The following is a 15,948-nucleotide window of genomic DNA, read 5'->3' as shown; positions in this document are numbered from 1 at the left end:
TAGCCATGGTTCGGATTTCGGGCAAATCATAAGCTCGAACAAGAAAGGGAAGGAGGGATGAACGTGACAGATTGGCAGCAGAATAAGGATGAAGCGAGAGAAACGCTGATGAAAAAATGTACGTATTGCCAGGAGATCAAACCATTAACGGACTTTCAGCGCAGAACCGGCCGCCGGGCGGGGCCTTTTTCCCGGCGTGGTCCTTGCCGTTCCTGTCGGGGGTTAGCACCGCAAGAACGGGCGGTTGCGTCCGCTCCTTCCCATGAGGAAACGAAGCCCTTGGCTGCTCCTGTGGAGCGGCATGGCTCCGAAGCAGATACGGCTGCATACGGTCTGGAAGCGTCCGCGCAGCCTTCTAGTGATTCTCAACGCCCCCGCAGAAAGCCCGTCACGGACAAAGCGCGTGAGCGCCATCGGCAACGGGTTCGCCATTTGCTTAGCAGGTTGAAGCCTGCAGATACCCGTGCGTTGCGACTTAATCGCAATGGCATGATTCGGCTAAGAGGCAAAACCGACCAAGGGAGACGCTGGCATCAGGAAATTGAGCTTGATTTGGCGATGACTCTGGTCAGAGAACGTATGGCGGTGATTGTAAATCCGTACACGGTCCGCAGACTTTATAGCAACAAGGAATTCCGCCAATACGTGCTTAAACGTGACCGCTATACGTGCTTTTTTTGCGGTGGCTATGGTGACACGATTGATCATTTACTCCCTCGGGCTAAAGGTGGACACACCACGCCAGTAAATTGTGTATGTGCCTGCAACGAGTGCAATCAAGTTAAAGCAGCCCGTGATGTAGAGGAATTCATCGAGTCTGGCGTGCCACTGCCGATTCCGGATGATTTTGAACCTCCCGGTGCTTCCGATGCTTCTGAGGACACCTTACGCACCTAGGACGATTGCTGGGGAATCGGCTACATTCCCTTAGTACAGTTCTACTTCAAAGCCGGATTCCTTCCAGGCTGTTGTTCCGCCTTCGATAAAGGCTACATTAGTAAAGCCCATCTGTTGGAGTATATAAGCTGCGAGTGCGGCTTGTCCGCCTGCCCCGCAGGTGGTGATAATTGGGCGGTTGCGGTCACGTAAGCGTTCATCGCGCAAATCTTGTGGAACGTCCAGGTCAGCGCGGATGGGCAGCATGCCTAGTGAAATATTGGCACTACCGCGAATTAGGCCGCAAGCACCTGCATCATGAGAGTCCTGTACGTCGATAACGAATGTATCTGGATTGGATTCAATTCGCTGACGTGCTTCCTGTGAAGTAATGCCCTGAACGTGCTGCCTCGCTTCTTGAACCATATCTGCAAATGTTTTAGCCATCGATTAAAACCTCCGTAGGAATATATTTTGTGTTGGTTTTCATATTAATGAACAGAAACTCACTCTCTCTATTACCCATCTCTAGTATAAAATGCTCCCTTTTTTAAGGTAAACTTAGACAAAAATCGTGCTTATTCTAATTTTTATCTAAAATAACAATAAAAAATTTGCAGAAATTTGTGCAAATTTAAAATTTCTTCGACGATTGGGTTGCGAAAGGTGTAATATAGAGGTATAGGGTTCCGTTTCGTCCTGTTGTAGTCACGAGGGAGCGCTTCGTGAGATATTCCGCAGCAGTAACAACAACAGAATAACGTCCAAGCAATATACAATTGGCATCTGCGATCATCAGTCTTGCCCTTTAGGGTATAGGCCGGTTTAAGCTGTGCTTCTTGCATGTTTAAGGGCGAATTCATTAACGTTTTATTGCTAGAGTTTATGATACAGGTTACGAGAAAGGAATGGACTTCTATTTTCACAGTAAAGGAGGACGTTCACGCATGTCTGAAAACCAACAAGAGGTGGCCGTAACACAAGAAGCTACCAAAGAGTCTCGGGATGTATTGGACCAATTGATGAAACCGGAGGTTCAGCAATCGCTGACCGTACTGGTAGAGAATCTGCCAAAGTTGACTGAAATGGTTACTTTGATGACCGACGCTTATGATGTAGCTCGCAGTCTGGCAACTGACCCTGTCTTTATCGGAGATATGAAAAACTCCATGGGAGAGTTTGTGAAGCCTGTTACAGATTCGGCTAAAGGATTGGCTTCTGCTGCAATTGAAGCAAATGACCGTGTACAAACTACGGAAGGTAGTGTAGGTCTGTTTGGCCTGCTCAAAATGCTTAAAGATCCTAATGTACAAAAAACGCTGCGTTTCAGCCAGGCTTTCCTGGATATTCTGAATGAGCGCCAACGCGAAAGCAAATAATTACCTGATCGAGAACGGAGGATGGACATGTCGAAGCAAATTTTGATCTTGGGCGGCGGATACGGCGGATTGCTGGCCGCTCTTACAGCACGCCAGCATATGGACGCTAGCCAAGCAACCATTACAGTGGTAAACCGCTTTGCGTCGCACCAAATTATTACGGAACTGCACCGTTTGGCGGCAGGTACGATTGCCGAAAAAGCTGTGGCGCTTCCTTTGGAAAAACTGCTGCGTAACAAGGATATTATCCTGAAAGTGGATACGGTTTCCGAAATCAAACCGGACGATAAGAAAGTAACCCTGGCCAGTGGTGCTACGTTGAGCTATGATGCTCTCGTTATTTCCTTGGGCAGTGAAACGGCATACTTCGGTATTCCAGGGCTGCAAGAACATAGCTTCACGCTGAAATCAGTAGCAGAAGCCAATCGCATCCGCGCACATGTGGAAGCTCGTCTGGATGCTTACAAGCAATCCGGTAACAAAGCGGACGCTACCATCGTTATCGGTGGTGGCGGTCTGACTGGTGTTGAGCTGGTGGGCGAATATGCTGACAAACTGCCTGCAGTTTGCCGTGAAAAAGGCATCAACTACGAAGATATTAACTTGTATTGCGTAGAAGCTGGACCATCTATTCTGGCAGGCTTCCCTCAACCACTGGTTGATCGTGCAGTAACAAGCCTTGAAAAACGTGGCGTTCAAATCGTAGCGGGTGTTCCGATTACAGAAATGAAAGCTGACGAAGTTCTCCTGAAAGACGGACGTTCGATCAAAACGAACACACTGATCTGGACAGGCGGCGTACAAGGTAATGCACTGGTTGGCGCATCCGGTATCGAAGTAAACCGTGGTCGCGCAACTGTGAATGGTGCGTTGCAATCGACTTCCCACGAAGACATTTTCCTCGCTGGCGACAGCGCAGTAGTGTTCCCGGGTGAAGGCGAGCGTCCATATCCTCCAACTGCACAGTTGGCTTGGCAAATGGGCGAAACCGTGGGTTACAACCTTTTTGCTTACTTTAACGGAGCGAAAATGGAACGCTTTACGCCAGTGTTCTCCGGTACACTGGGCAGCTTGGGAAGAACAGACGCGATCGGTACTGTAGGCGCGAATGGCACCCAACTGAAAGGCGCTGTAGCTACTTTGATGAAAGAAGGCAGTAACATCCGTTACCTGTCCCACATCAAAGGACTTTTTGCACTGGCCTATTAATATTTATATAGTTTATTAAAAGAGAGCGCTGTTCAGCGCTCTCTTTTTCATTCTTCGACACTAGCTATGCTTACGCATTTCACAAATAGTCTTAATTCACTTCATCTGGGCTAACTCTTCCACCTGTGCAGGAGGGAGCGCGCCTTCAAATATATTCAGCTCGTCTATAGATCCTTTGAACGTAGGGTCCCACCAATTGACCCCTAAGCTGAATGTTCCAGATTTAGAGGTAAAGATATCTGGGAACTCTGAGCCGGTAAATTGAATTTTGCCATTCACATACACCTCTAACACCCCACGATCTACAGTGAAGGCGAGATGTGTCCATTCATTGGCTTTGATCCTCAGGCCCGTACTGCCAGTATACCAAGTTGAGCTGCCAGACCAGACCATAGTGTTATCCTTCTCGGGTCCTCTGGGTAGAAGGCTAACCCAGTGGTTGCTATCCCTAGCTCCAAAAAAAGTTGGTGTATGCACAGTCAATTCGCTAGGCTTCACCCACAGTGACACAGAATAGGCTGAGCTGGATATGAGTCCTTCAGGTAGAGCAATACCTGACTTTCCATTCAGAACTACAGCTTGGCCCTTTACGCCTTCAGCGTAGGATACACTTCCACCCTGCTGATCGATCCGGTCACCGATAACCTTACCATTGGCAAAAGCATTATTCTGATCCTTTAGATTATTTTCAAATGGGTATGAAGCAGTCAATGTTGCCTTTTCATAAGGAGCTACTGTAATGTTAAAAGCTTTGTCCCGACTGCTGCCTCCTTTGGTGATGGTAGCCGTCAAAGTAGCGGATACAGCCTTTTCACCGATCCCGGGGTGCTTGATTTCACCTATATCGGAAATGACGGCTGGGTCTGAAGTTTTCCAGGTAATCGCGGATTGGCGACTGCCTTCCTTCGGAAGCGTCAGATTAGCCGTCACCCGGCTCGTATCGCCAAGATCTAATTCGCGATACACACTGTCAACGACTGTCGTATCCGTCATATCAGGGAACTTGCTGCCCCAGGCCATTTCGCCTTTATTCGATAGAACTGTAAACGCCAAAATATATTGATTCGTTACCTGGTCCCATTGTCTCAAGAATACTCCATCAAACACAGTGCCATCCAGTGTTAGCTGGATATTCGCATCTCCTGACTTGCGCCATGTTCCTTGCACATCGCCCTTAATCGTATGATCTGCTTTCAGCTGAATGAACTGCGTATTTTTGATCGTCGCCGAAGAATCACTGTCATGGTTAATATATTGATAATCACCAATGAATTGTTTCTCATCCAGCTTTGTAAGCGTCTCGCCGCCGTAACGGTAAGGAGCTACCACAGGCCAATCATCCTGATTCATAAACATTTGGTGTACTCGCAGCTCATGAGTCTCCCCTTGCTGAGGAAATCGGGTATGGAAGACAACAAACATTTGTCCGGTAGCAGGATCAGTGTATACCGAGTTATGCCCAGGAGATACATAGCCGTAGCCCACACCTGTACCTGGATCGCCAATTTTGCTATCGAACAAGAAGTTACCCATTAATTTGTTTCCATAAGATACATTTTTGGTGTTTGCTGGCAGAACAGCATTCTGTCCTTTGGCATCCTTATAAGGTCCTGTTGGACTCTTGGAACGGAATAACCTCATGTTATATCCACCGTCAGCTGCAAGTCCGCCATAGGTTACATACAGATAGTAGTAACCTGTTTTTGAGTTGTATTCAATATACGGACCTTCCCCGGACTCCCCGTATCCACCTGCGATCTTGGTGCCAAAATAACGATCAATCAGCCGGCCATCCTCCGTAGTTCCATCTTGGCCTGGATAGATTGGTTTGCCAGTTGCTTTATCCAGCTCCAGCAAAAAAATACCCCCGGACCATGACCCATACGTCATCCATAAGCGCCCGTCTGTATCATAAAAGACTGCTGCATCGATTGCATTCGGGAACACCCGATTCGCATAAGAACCATCGGCGTTAAACCATCCTGCTCTGGGGCCCTTCAGCTTGCCTTCATTAATGAGTTGTGGAATCGGTGTATTTGTCCACTTTTTATCCACTTTGCTATCTTTATCGAATGCAGTCTCCTTTGTAAAACCAGTGTTCACAATGGTATCCACATATTGATAAGGCCCTTCAATGTTGGGGGCAACGGCAATGCCGATTGCGGAACGTATATAGGTGGAGGAGGCACTATAATAAGTCATGTAGGCCCCTTTTGTGCCATCCTTATTGACATAATACTCATTCCAAAATACATCGGGTGCCCATACCGAGAATCCTCCTTTGCTATCCGCATCATTCTCGCCCGCCCAAGCGAAAGATCCGGCCAGATTCTTCGATAAATCCCCGTAAAGGGCATTCCCAGGCGTAGTGTAACCGTTTGCAAAAGAAGTCCAGTTTGTGAGATCTTTTGACTTCGCTGCGGCGATATGCGACCCAAACACATAATAAGTGTCACCGTCTTTGACAATCGAAGGATCGTGAACCGATACATCAGAGAAGGTTGGCACATCCTGCTTCTTGTTCTGGTTCGTCTCCGCTGCTGCGGCGTCCAGTGTACCTAATGGTACAGCTGCAATTGCCAATAATAAAGTCATTGTTAATGCAATGCTCGACCTGGCTCTACGTTTAAGCAATCTTCCCATCGTATACATTTACCCCTTTCTAAAGTGGAATACGGTGATATATTCTACTTTCATCGCTAAAATTCCTTTATATTTATAAATATAATTAATGTATTTATGAATTACATAGCTGCGAAGAAGGTGATTAATCTATAATTAGGTAGAGATTATAAATTATGGTTGACGATATGCATTAGCGGAGGTACGTTATATATGAATAAAACAGTTATGTTTGTGAGCTGTTTATGAACAAAGGAGGATATTATGAAAATCAGGTTGTTCGTATGCCTTGTGATCTTATTTAGTATTGCTACTGTACACTCGAATTCGACATTCGCTCAAGCTCAGACCCCCATACACCTGAAGGTCAATGATCATTACGTTTTATACACCTACCCTGCATCACCCTTTGTGGATAAGAAAGGTAGATTGCTTATACCGCTTCAAGCAGCTGAGGATATATTGGGTGGTAAAGTAACTTACAATGCAGCGAGTAAAACCGCTTCTGTTGATATTTTGGGGCGTAATGTAACGGCTACGATCGGATCACCGGAAATATTGGTTAATGGTGAGCCGATGACAATGGACACAATCCCCATCATGAAAAGTAATGCGATGTTTTTGCCAGTATCCATTCTGCTGAAAGATACAGATGCGAAGATGGAGTGGGATTCCAAGCGTGGCTTATTGAAGCTAAGGCATGACAGCTTTACAGAAAGTTCAGTTCTTATGAGGTTCAAGGGACAAGACTTGGCCCAAGTCATTGATGCAAATGCATTTGATCTTACTTCCTTTGACTGGGATCAAAAGCAGGGCGTATTGAATATTCATGCTACGTATAAGAGCGACTTATCGCCCGTTTTCAAGAAAATTGACTTCAATCCTATGATTGTGTATAGCAAAGGGACCTATAGTGTAGATCCTTATTCTAAACCCGGTTCATTTCACAAAGTCAAAATAACCAGCGCAGGTCATTTGGTTTATACAAAAAATATAGGTACAGCTAATGCGGATAGTGATTATATAAAATACATTACTTCTGTAGGCAGGCTGATTCAATAATTGAATTCATGATGGTTGTGCATCATCAAAAAAGCGACAAAGGCAATATAGCCTTTGTCGCTTTTTTGAAAGATTAATTTTTTAGAAAGTAGTGATTTGGCTGCTGTTGCCTTTATTACGTACATATCCAACGACTTTGGATACAGACTGTCTATCTTTAAGATAATCAGTAACGCCATCTGTCAGGTTATTTTTTTGATTGTTCGAAAGTTTATTCCAGTCATCCGAATTTACATAAACCTCGACGATAGCTTCACTGCTGTCGCCTCGTACGGTGAAATCAAAGCCGACTCCATTATATGTGCCATATCTATCGGACAAGTTACGTTGAATCGTACTTGAATCCAGAGAAGAAGCTACATCCTTCAAAGTAACATCGCCTCTGCTGTTGGTTGTAAAGGTCGCCATTTTATCTCTATTACTGGAGTTTTTAATCGTACCCTCAACATCAGCATCCTTATACTCTTTCAAAATATCTTCTACAATGTCCTCCAGGAAGCTTTCCTTTCTGCTGTTGGTTAGGTCAGTCCATCTGGATTTCGTCATTTCGATGGTCACCGTAATATCGTTTTTGTTACCGTCTAGCGTGATATCCGAGTTGGTGTTGTAGTCATCTCTGTGATCATCGTTCAGCTTACGTTGGAGGTCTTTCAAGGTGCTTGAACTATTTTTGCTCGCTTCATCTTTCAGCGTCTGATTGTCTTTTTGCAACTGAGCAATGGTAGCGTCTTTCGTTGTATTCGCTGCTTTGGCTGTGTTCAGTTCTTGAGTCAGCGTCGTAATCTGGTTGTTCAGTGCTGTAACCGTAGACTGATCAATAGGAACGCCGTTGTCAGCAATGACTACGCGTTTGTTTGTGCCATCCCATGTTACTTTTTTATCCAAAGCTGTACCTGCCAGCTTCAGCGGGATATACGTCACGCCATCCAGCAGAAATGGTTCTGTTTTAGCATCCGAGGCAACCTCGGTTCCGTTATAGATAATTTTAATATTGTTATATACTGCTTGGATCGGCTTAGTTACTTGTGCAGCATATGTAGATTGGCTGAACAGAGCCCCGGAGATGGCCAAGGCCGACACGGCAGTGATGATGACAGGTTTCTTCATGGACTTCAATGATTTCATTCGTTGGTCTACCCCTTTATTTAAGAATTATAGCTTGATACATAGACTAGAGTAACATTAATACATACAAAATCCAACAGGTTGGAAGGGTTGTTATTGGTTGTGCTTATATTAGTTAGACGCAAAAGCGACTGTAAAAGTTGCCCTGTCTGCGTAAATATTTTTCCAAAAGTAACCGAACAAAATAAAACAAGTCCGCTGTACAAGACAGCAAGACTTGTTTGGAGTACAGTGCGTTAGGGTATCAAAAGTTGGACTATTTGTGGTCCTTCAGTTTGCCTGCTGTTTCCTGAAGGTGACCTTTGGCTTTATCCAATTTACCTTCCGCTTGAAGGGACTTATTATCCGTGGCGTTTCCGATTTGGTCCTTGATTTCACCTTTAGCTTTATTTACATTACCTTTGATTTTATCGCTAATTCCGTTATCCTTCATGGTATAGCCCTCCTCATATAATCAAACTTTCATTCAGCATGCTGTAGTTAGTCATTACCCGAGCGAGGGTAATACGAAACGTGAGGCTGTAGATCACAGACAGGGGCATAATGTTGGGGACGGGGTCAACTAGATCGTGAAATAAGGAGTGAGCGTATGCTCAAAATTTTATCGTTTATTCTCGTGATTCAACTTATTTATGTATCGGCGTATACACTGCGCATGATTTTGACGCTGAAAGGACAGAAGTACATTGCTGCACTCATCAGCACCGTGGAAGTTACGGTTTATGTGTTGGGCTTGAATGTCGTGCTTAAGTATCTGGATCAAGTGGCGAGTCTTGCGGTATACGCTATAGGCTACGCAGTGGGTATTCTTATTGGAGCATGGATTGAGGAGAAGATAGCGCTCGGTTATGTCACTGTGAAGGTGATCAGCAATGAGATCAATGGAGGAATTGCCAATGCGCTGCGAGACAAAGGGTACGGCGTTACAGCCTGGCTGGGTAGTGGACGTGATGGAGAACGCCTCGTGATGGAGATTTTGGCCAAGCGTAAAAACCAGAATAAGCTGTATCAGTCTATCCTGGAGCTGGATCCCAAGGCTTTTGTCATTACGGTAGAACCGAAGCAATTTCATGGCGGTTTCTGGACCAAGGCTATCCGCAAATAAGGATTTTGGTAAAATACGCATATTTTTCGTTGGTTGGAGCATATTAATACCCGCACAGGAGGGAATTAACAGTATGCCGACAGGGGATGTTCCCCTATAACAACCAAGGGGGGATATAGATGTACAGACGCCAGGCCCCGGAAATCATTCCAGAGGAAAATACGGCTATTTGGTCGTGTACCAACGAGGGTTGCAACGGATGGATGAGAACGGATTTTACCTTTTTGAGCGAGCCAGCTTGTCCACTTTGCCAAGCCACGATGGGACAGGAAATGCGGATGCTGCCGATTCTCAATCGGACGGGCAATTCCTTTGTCGCCCAGCGCTCTTAATTGAAGGGTAAGCCCATGATTACGCTGCAAAGTTTATAGACGTCAAAAGCCGCTCCAGCGATATGCTGAGCGGCTTTTGGTTGTGGAATATTCACGGATCATGACCTCTCAAGGGGCTGTACGGAATCACGATACACAATATGGCCCTGTACAAGGACTCGACCAAAACGACTGCCGGGATGGCTTATTTTTTTCATCATTGAATCTACCGCGGTACGTGCCATTTGCTCAATGTCTACTCCGACCGTGGTCAGTTGTGGAACAATAAGCGTGGCGTATACATCGTTATCGAAGCCGACCACGGAGCAGTCCTCAGGTACGCGGTATCCCAGACCAATCAGCTGGTGCACCAGATTGTGAGCGACCTGATCGCAGTTGCATACAAAGGCGGTCGGTAGTGGCTTAGGCAGCTCCATTTCAACATAGGACCCTTCGTCATCCCGGTCGCTGAGTACCCACTCGTTACGGAGGGGCAACCTGTGCTCCAGCAAGGATTTATAGTAGCCGAGGAAACGGTCCTGAATACTGCTGGTGGAATAGATATTTCCCACATAAGCAATATCCCGGTGTCCCTGGGCGATCAAATAATTGGTTAGCTCGTAGGCTCCGTAAAAATTATCCGTCACCACAGAATCGATATCGGCATGCTCATCATAAAAGTCGAGAAACATTTTAGGTTGGTCCATGGTTTGTACCAGCTCAATATATGGCTTGCTCACTTGGCCCAGAAGAATGAAGCCGTCCACCTTACGGTCGTAATAGATACGTGGCAGATTAAGTTGCTCTTCGTCCTCGCGATGGAGGATGTGAAGGATACCGTAGTAGCCGTATGGCTCTAGTGCCCGTGAAATTTGCTGGTAAATATGCAAATAAAACGATTGGCCAGGACCAGTAAAACGTTCAGGGATGACAACACCAATGTTATAGGTGAGCCCCTCTTTCATAGACTTGGCAACGGTATTAAAACGATAACCCATTTCGCCCGCGAGTGTTTTAATACGTTCTTTGAGTTCCTCGCTAACCCCATCCTTGTCATTGAGCGCCTTCGACACGGTCACGCTGCTTATTCCCAGCTTATCTGCAATATCCCGCATCGTTACGTTGCTCTTCATTCCTGTTCCGCCTTCCAATTTTAAAAAGATAAGCATTTTGCCTACATTCAGATAGCGATTGCAAAATGCTGGGGTGAATATGAATAGCTTATCCGCTTGTAGAAATTCAATTAGCTTAGCGGTGCAGCTGCTCTGTAAAGATACAAGGATTGGCAGCATAGCTGCCCATAGAACAACGATTAGCCTGCGGGTAACAATTGTTCTATGGATAGTATACATGGTTCCACAAGCAGGATAAAGCTTACGGCTTAGATCCGCTGGGAAGGACGGTTGCTTGCTTGCAATAGCGCTTCATTGCGATGGATCAGCTCACGGCGGACAGCGGCGCTGCCAAGAGAACGCAATGGGTCGGATGGTGTATTGAAAGTATAGTCCTCCAGACGGGCAATCGTGGTCGTCGCCACGTGGATACGGGTATCACTGGACGCGTAGTATATGAAGACTTCATCCCGTTCATTAACGACTGCTCCATTGCAGAAAATAACATTCGAAACATCACCCACGCGTTCCTCATCATAAGGAGCCAGAAAATGCCCACCGGGCTTGGCGATGACGCGCGTAGGGTCTTCCAGACTGGTGGCAAAGGTATACAGCACATATCGCAGCCCGGCGGCTGTATTGCGTACCCCGTGAGCGATATGAATCCAACCGCGACTCGTTTTGATCGGAGCAGGACCTTGCCCGTTCTTGACTTCGTATACCGTATGATAGTAGCGCTCGTCAATGACTGTCTCATGTTCAATCACGGGCTGTGTAATATCTTTGCAGAGACCGAACGCGATGCCCCCGCCTGACCCGGTGGAAATAAACCCATCTTGGGGACGAGTATAGAAGGCATATTGACCGTCCACAAATTCGGGGTGCAGGACAACGTTACGTTGCTGCGGGGACTGGGTAGTGATGTTGGGAAGCCGGGTCCATGTGCGGAGATCATGAGTGCGGACCAGTCCAGCTTGAGCGACAGCGCTGGAGGTATCGTGAGATGGCGCGTCTGGGTCTTTTTTCTCCGAGCAATAAATACCGTAAATCCAGCCGTCCTCATGTTTCACCAGCCGCATATCGTACATATTGGTTTCTTCCGGGTCGATATCATCCCATACTAGGGGAGCGTCAATAAACCGAAACTGATCAATGCCGTTATCGCTCTCTGCCAAGGCAAAAAACGACTTTCGATCCAGTCCCTCGGTGCGCGAAACAAGAATGTATTTTCCTTCATGATAGATCGCTCCAGGATTCAATGCTGCATTGACACCCAGTCGTTCCATGAAAAAGGGATTGGTTTGTGCATCCAGATCAAACCGCCAGTGAATGGGGACATGATGGCGTGTGAGCACCGGATAGAGGTAGCGTTCATAGATACCATTGTAAAAGGAGGTTTTAACCTCATTGGGACGCGTAATCAGTTCTTCTTGCTGCAATAGCAGCTCATCGTATTTGTTATGAATCATTGTTTTTCCATCCTCTCCAGCATTTCAATGCAAAATCGGCTGTTATGATATGGGCACTTCCAAGGACCTGCAATCTCTCTTGCGTCAGGCTTACCGTCCGCTTGAACCGACCAGAACCATTCGCCTCCGGCGCGTGGATCGATGATATACTGCCGGGTATAGGTCCATAGATTTCGTACAATTTTCAAATATTCCCCATTTTGTGTCCGTTGAAATGCATTGTAAAAGCCAACCATTGCCTCGGCCTGTACCCACCAGATACGTGAGGTGTCTACCCGCTCTCCCTCCCGTTCGTTGATGAGCGATCCGTCAGGCTGAACAGCCCGCTCAGCTACCGCGCTGGCAATATCCATCACCATATTCACATATTCGGATGGATGATGACCCAGCACATTCATGGCGTCCTCCATCAGCCAGCTGGCTTCGATGTCGTGACCATATGAGGTCAGATCAAGCAGAGAGTGCCATTCTCGGTCGAAGAATACTCCCAACCGCCGGGCGGAAGCATCGTAAACACGATGATATAAAATGTCCAGCACGTTTTTCAGTGCAGCCTGAACCTCCTCGTTTGGATGGGCGCGCAGTAATTGGGTATACGCTTCCAAAACATGAATATGCGTATTCATAGTAATATGCGCGGTAATTCCATTTTCGCTGAGTAGCTCGTTAGGCTGCGCGTTCCACGATCGATCATATTGTTCTCCGTATGCTTGGAGAGCAGGATCATACCCTTTTTGCTCCACGAGGCGAAACAGTTCCATTGCCAGTGGCAATGCATTTGGGTCACCCGTAGCTCGTGCATATTCTGCCAACGCATAGATGGCAAATGCCTGCGCGTATACATGCTTACACGTATCCACAGGTTGCCCGGTGTAGTCCACCATCCAGTATATTCCGCCATGTAATGGGTCAAGCAGGTGATCTCGCAGGAATGTGAAAGCATGTCGTGCCGCATCTGCATAGGCACGTTCCCCTGTTACACGGGCTGCTGCTGAGAAAGACCAGAGTAACCGCGAAGTGGCGATGCCACCTTTGTCCGCCTGTTTATGGATGTGCAGATCCACGTCTACCTCGCCATAAAATCCGCCATGCGTTTCATCTTTCAAGCCTAGCCAGAATGGGAGTATGTGTTCCTGCCATTCCTGTCTAATTTCGTGTACTAGTGTTTCCAAGAGACAAAGCCTCCTTCGGAAAATGTTTTATTAGTTTATCGTTAACTTTACAGAAGTATCATATCTAGGTGTTTATAAACTGTCAACCATGCTAAATTTGTGTTTTTCACAAGATGAGGACCGCGATATTTTACAAAAAAATATTGTAATTGACACAGTAAGCGCTAACATAATAAAATGATTTTGTTAGTTTAACGATAACCTTATTAAAAACAACAGGAGGGGTCGTCTCATGAAGTTGTCCAAGGTTTTAATGTCATTACTATCCGTGCTTTTGTTAGCGGGACTGTTTACTGGCTGTACCTCAAAGAAGGATGCGCCAGCTACCAGCTCTGATCCGAAGGGACCGGAAGGGGAAATCACGGTGATCACACAGCGGACAGATATTGTGGATACCGTATTTCAGGATTACGCCAAGGAATTTAACAAACTTTATCCGAACGTGAAGGTCAATTTTCAGGCATTGGCCGATTATGATGGTCAAATTAAAATTCGGATGGGGACTCGGGATTACGGAGATGTCTTGCTAATTCCTGGAAGCATTCCAATTGAAGAGCTACCCAATTTTTTCGAGCCTCTAGGTACTTATGAGGAGATGAAAAACAAGTATACCGGCATTGAAGAACGTACAGTGGATGGTAACAGCTACGGTATTCCGATTGCGATGGTTTACTCGGGTGTGATTTATAACAAAAAGGTGTTCAAGGAAGCAGGAATCACACAAATTCCTAAAACACCGGATCAATTCCTGAAAGCGTTACAGCAAATTAAGGACAAAACCAAGGCAGTGCCGCTGTTTACCAACTATGCCTCTGGCTGGGCACTGACTCAGTGGGAGTCTAGCCTGGCAACAGTAGCGGGTACGAAGGAATACGTGAATGTCACACAACCGACTACAGATGATAATTTCACGAAGGGTCAGCCTCACTATGAGCTGTACAAGGTCCTGTACGATGCGGCTAAAAATGGTCTGATTGAAAAAGATCCAACGACTACGGATTGGGAGACCTCCAAGGCGGATCTTGCTCAAGGCAAAATCGGTACGATGGTGCTTGGCTCTTGGGCGATTGATCAGATCAAAAGCTTAGCTTCTAACAAGGATGATATCGGTTTTATGCCTTTCCCAACGAATGCCTCCAAGGTACTTGTACCGCTGGCTGGTGATTTTAACCTCGGTATTAACGTAAACAGTGAAAATAAAGAGGCGGCCCGTGCCTGGGTGGATTGGTTTACCGAAAAGTCCAACTATGCTGTAGAGCAGGCAGGCAGCATTAGTCCGCTGAAGGGTGCCGCAATGCCTGCCATTTTGAAGCAGTATGAGAATGAGGGAGTTGTTTTTGAAGCGCTCACTCCGTCTCCGAAGGGGCAGGAAGGGATTGTCGATAAAATCGATAAAATGGGAGAAATCGGCTTGTGGCAGCCTGATTTCAAGAAACGCATTATTGAGGCAGCGGTGGGTAACCGCCCGGAATCGTATGACACCATTATGAAGGATCTGAACGATGCATGGGTGAAGGCGCGTGCTGAAGTGGCAGCCAAAGAAGCCAAATAGCCATCTGAACTGACCATAAGAAGAGTTTGAAGTGGCAGTTGATGGACGGATAGCCAGGAGGTGCAGCATGTTTAAATTTTCGAATCTCAGCTACTCCAAACAAAGATTAGCGATTATTGTTGCCTTTTCATTTATTCCGCTGGCGCTGCTGGTCACTTTTGCGTACTTACCGGTGATCAATATGTTTAAATACAGCTTTTCGGACTGGAACGGCTATAGTAAGCGTCTGGAATATGTGGGCTTTGAAAACTATATCAAAATCTTTACCGACCCCGAGTATTTCTCGGTGTTTAAGGTCAGTCTGTATTACTTTGTAGCCACGTTTGTACAGATGGGTTTGGCCCTTTATTTTGCAACCATTCTCAGCTTCCAAACCTGGTTTAAAAATTTCTTTAAAGGAATTTTGTTCTTTCCTTCCCTGATGAACGGGGTGGCGATTGGTTTTATTTTTCTATTCTTTTTTAAGCCAGACGGTACCCTCGATACACTGCTTCAGGCAGTGGGGCTGGGTTCGTATGTCAAGCTGTGGCTGGGCAACCCGGAGATTATTAATATTTCGCTGGCTGGTACGTCGATCTGGAGATACATGGGGTTTAACTTTATTGTGTTTCTAGGTGCGATTTCTTCCATATCCAGTGATCTGTACGAAGCAGCCGATATCGATGGAGCCAACCGCTGGCATCAGTTCCGCTCTATTATTTTGCCGACCATCAAGCGGATTTTGCAGCTAAACCTGATCTTGGCGATTAGTGGTGCGATCAGTGCATTCGATATTCCGTACATTATGACTGGTGGCTCCAACGGCAGCAAAACATTCGTCATTCAGACAATTGATGTGGCATTTAAATACAGCAAGGTTGGTTTGGCCTCGGCGATGGCGGTTGTTCTGCTACTGATCGTAGTTGCTGTTACGCTGCTTCAGCGGTTGCTGATTCGGGGGGAGGAGGACTAATC

Annotated in this window: 15 protein-coding genes; 8 read left to right on the top strand and 7 right to left on the bottom strand. The window is 46.3% G+C overall.

The window, feature by feature from the left end:
* The first annotated feature begins 63 nt into the window (after positions 1-63).
* On the top strand, positions 64-897 hold the full coding sequence (locus ACN6NF_RS24120) for an HNH endonuclease (RefSeq protein WP_474320010.1): 834 nt from the start codon (positions 64-66) through the stop codon (positions 895-897).
* A 30-nt stretch (positions 898-927) separates the two neighbouring features.
* Here ACN6NF_RS24120 and ACN6NF_RS24115 read toward each other — a convergent pair whose 3' ends face one another.
* A complete protein-coding gene (locus ACN6NF_RS24115; RefSeq protein ID WP_017426145.1) occupies positions 928-1,323 on the bottom strand; it encodes a rhodanese-like domain-containing protein in 396 nt (131 codons plus the stop codon).
* A 500-nt stretch (positions 1,324-1,823) separates the two neighbouring features.
* On the opposite strand from ACN6NF_RS24115, the gene ACN6NF_RS24110 reads away from it, so the two are divergent.
* Together ACN6NF_RS24110 and ACN6NF_RS24105 are read left to right on the top strand one after the other, a co-directional pair.
* The gene (locus tag ACN6NF_RS24110; RefSeq protein ID WP_474320009.1) at positions 1,824-2,255 is read left to right on the top strand and encodes a DUF1641 domain-containing protein; all 432 of its coding nucleotides are present in this window, start codon (positions 1,824-1,826) and stop codon (positions 2,253-2,255) included.
* 27 nt (positions 2,256-2,282) lie between these two features.
* Entirely contained in the window at positions 2,283-3,464 is a 1,182-nt protein-coding gene (locus tag ACN6NF_RS24105; RefSeq protein ID WP_474320007.1) for an NAD(P)/FAD-dependent oxidoreductase, read from the top strand.
* 96 nt (positions 3,465-3,560) lie between these two features.
* Here the strand turns inward: ACN6NF_RS24105 and ACN6NF_RS24100 are convergent, their stop codons facing one another.
* Complete coding sequence (locus ACN6NF_RS24100) at positions 3,561-6,107, bottom strand: LamG-like jellyroll fold domain-containing protein (protein WP_474320006.1); 2,547 nt, start codon at positions 6,105-6,107, stop codon at positions 3,561-3,563.
* Positions 6,108-6,350: 243 nt separating this feature from the next.
* Here ACN6NF_RS24100 and ACN6NF_RS24095 point away from each other — a divergent pair, with 243 nt between their 5' ends.
* On the top strand, positions 6,351-7,148 hold the full coding sequence (locus ACN6NF_RS24095) for a copper amine oxidase N-terminal domain-containing protein (protein WP_474320004.1): 798 nt from the start codon (positions 6,351-6,353) through the stop codon (positions 7,146-7,148).
* A gap of 81 nt (positions 7,149-7,229) precedes the next feature.
* On the opposite strand, the gene ACN6NF_RS24090 is transcribed toward ACN6NF_RS24095, so the two are convergent.
* Both ACN6NF_RS24090 and ACN6NF_RS24085 read right to left on the bottom strand, forming a co-directional pair.
* Positions 7,230-8,273 carry a stalk domain-containing protein gene (locus ACN6NF_RS24090; RefSeq protein ID WP_474320003.1) on the bottom strand — a complete coding sequence of 348 codons (1,044 nt, stop codon included), beginning with the start codon at positions 8,271-8,273 and terminating at the stop codon, positions 7,230-7,232.
* Positions 8,274-8,529: 256 nt separating this feature from the next.
* Complete coding sequence (locus tag ACN6NF_RS24085; protein WP_013373642.1) at positions 8,530-8,706, bottom strand: CsbD family protein; 177 nt, start codon at positions 8,704-8,706, stop codon at positions 8,530-8,532.
* Positions 8,707-8,862: 156 nt separating this feature from the next.
* Here ACN6NF_RS24085 and ACN6NF_RS24080 point away from each other — a divergent pair, with 156 nt between their 5' ends.
* Positions 8,863-9,378 (top strand): DUF2179 domain-containing protein, encoded by a 516-nt coding sequence (locus ACN6NF_RS24080; protein WP_474320001.1) that lies wholly within the window; start codon positions 8,863-8,865, stop codon positions 9,376-9,378.
* A gap of 119 nt (positions 9,379-9,497) precedes the next feature.
* A complete protein-coding gene (locus ACN6NF_RS24075; protein WP_016822696.1) occupies positions 9,498-9,710 on the top strand; it encodes a cold-shock protein in 213 nt (70 codons plus the stop codon).
* A 98-nt stretch (positions 9,711-9,808) separates the two neighbouring features.
* Here the strand turns inward: ACN6NF_RS24075 and ACN6NF_RS24070 are convergent, their stop codons facing one another.
* The 3 genes from ACN6NF_RS24070 to ACN6NF_RS24060 form a co-directional block, all read right to left on the bottom strand.
* Positions 9,809-10,822, bottom strand: a complete 1,014-nt coding sequence (locus tag ACN6NF_RS24070; RefSeq protein WP_474320000.1) for a substrate-binding domain-containing protein — start codon at positions 10,820-10,822, stop codon at positions 9,809-9,811.
* Positions 10,823-11,070: 248 nt separating this feature from the next.
* Complete coding sequence (locus tag ACN6NF_RS24065; protein ID WP_474319998.1) at positions 11,071-12,270, bottom strand: glycoside hydrolase family 130 protein; 1,200 nt, start codon at positions 12,268-12,270, stop codon at positions 11,071-11,073.
* Positions 12,267-13,442, bottom strand: coding sequence for an AGE family epimerase/isomerase (locus tag ACN6NF_RS24060; protein WP_474319997.1), 1,176 nt, complete (start codon positions 13,440-13,442; stop codon positions 12,267-12,269). The genes ACN6NF_RS24065 and ACN6NF_RS24060 overlap by 4 nt, the downstream gene beginning before the upstream one ends.
* A gap of 232 nt (positions 13,443-13,674) precedes the next feature.
* On the opposite strand from ACN6NF_RS24060, the gene ACN6NF_RS24055 reads away from it, so the two are divergent.
* Positions 13,675-14,994, top strand: a complete 1,320-nt coding sequence (locus ACN6NF_RS24055) for an ABC transporter substrate-binding protein (protein ID WP_474319995.1) — start codon at positions 13,675-13,677, stop codon at positions 14,992-14,994.
* Between the two features lie 67 nt (positions 14,995-15,061).
* Positions 15,062-15,946: a carbohydrate ABC transporter permease gene (locus ACN6NF_RS24050; protein WP_113050056.1), complete on the top strand. Its 885-nt coding sequence runs from the start codon at positions 15,062-15,064 to the stop codon at positions 15,944-15,946.
* The last annotated feature ends 2 nt before the right edge of the window (positions 15,947-15,948 follow it).

This window comes from Paenibacillus sp. TSM33, assembly GCF_056099025.1.
This window is presented reverse-complemented; position numbering and strand designations above follow the sequence as displayed.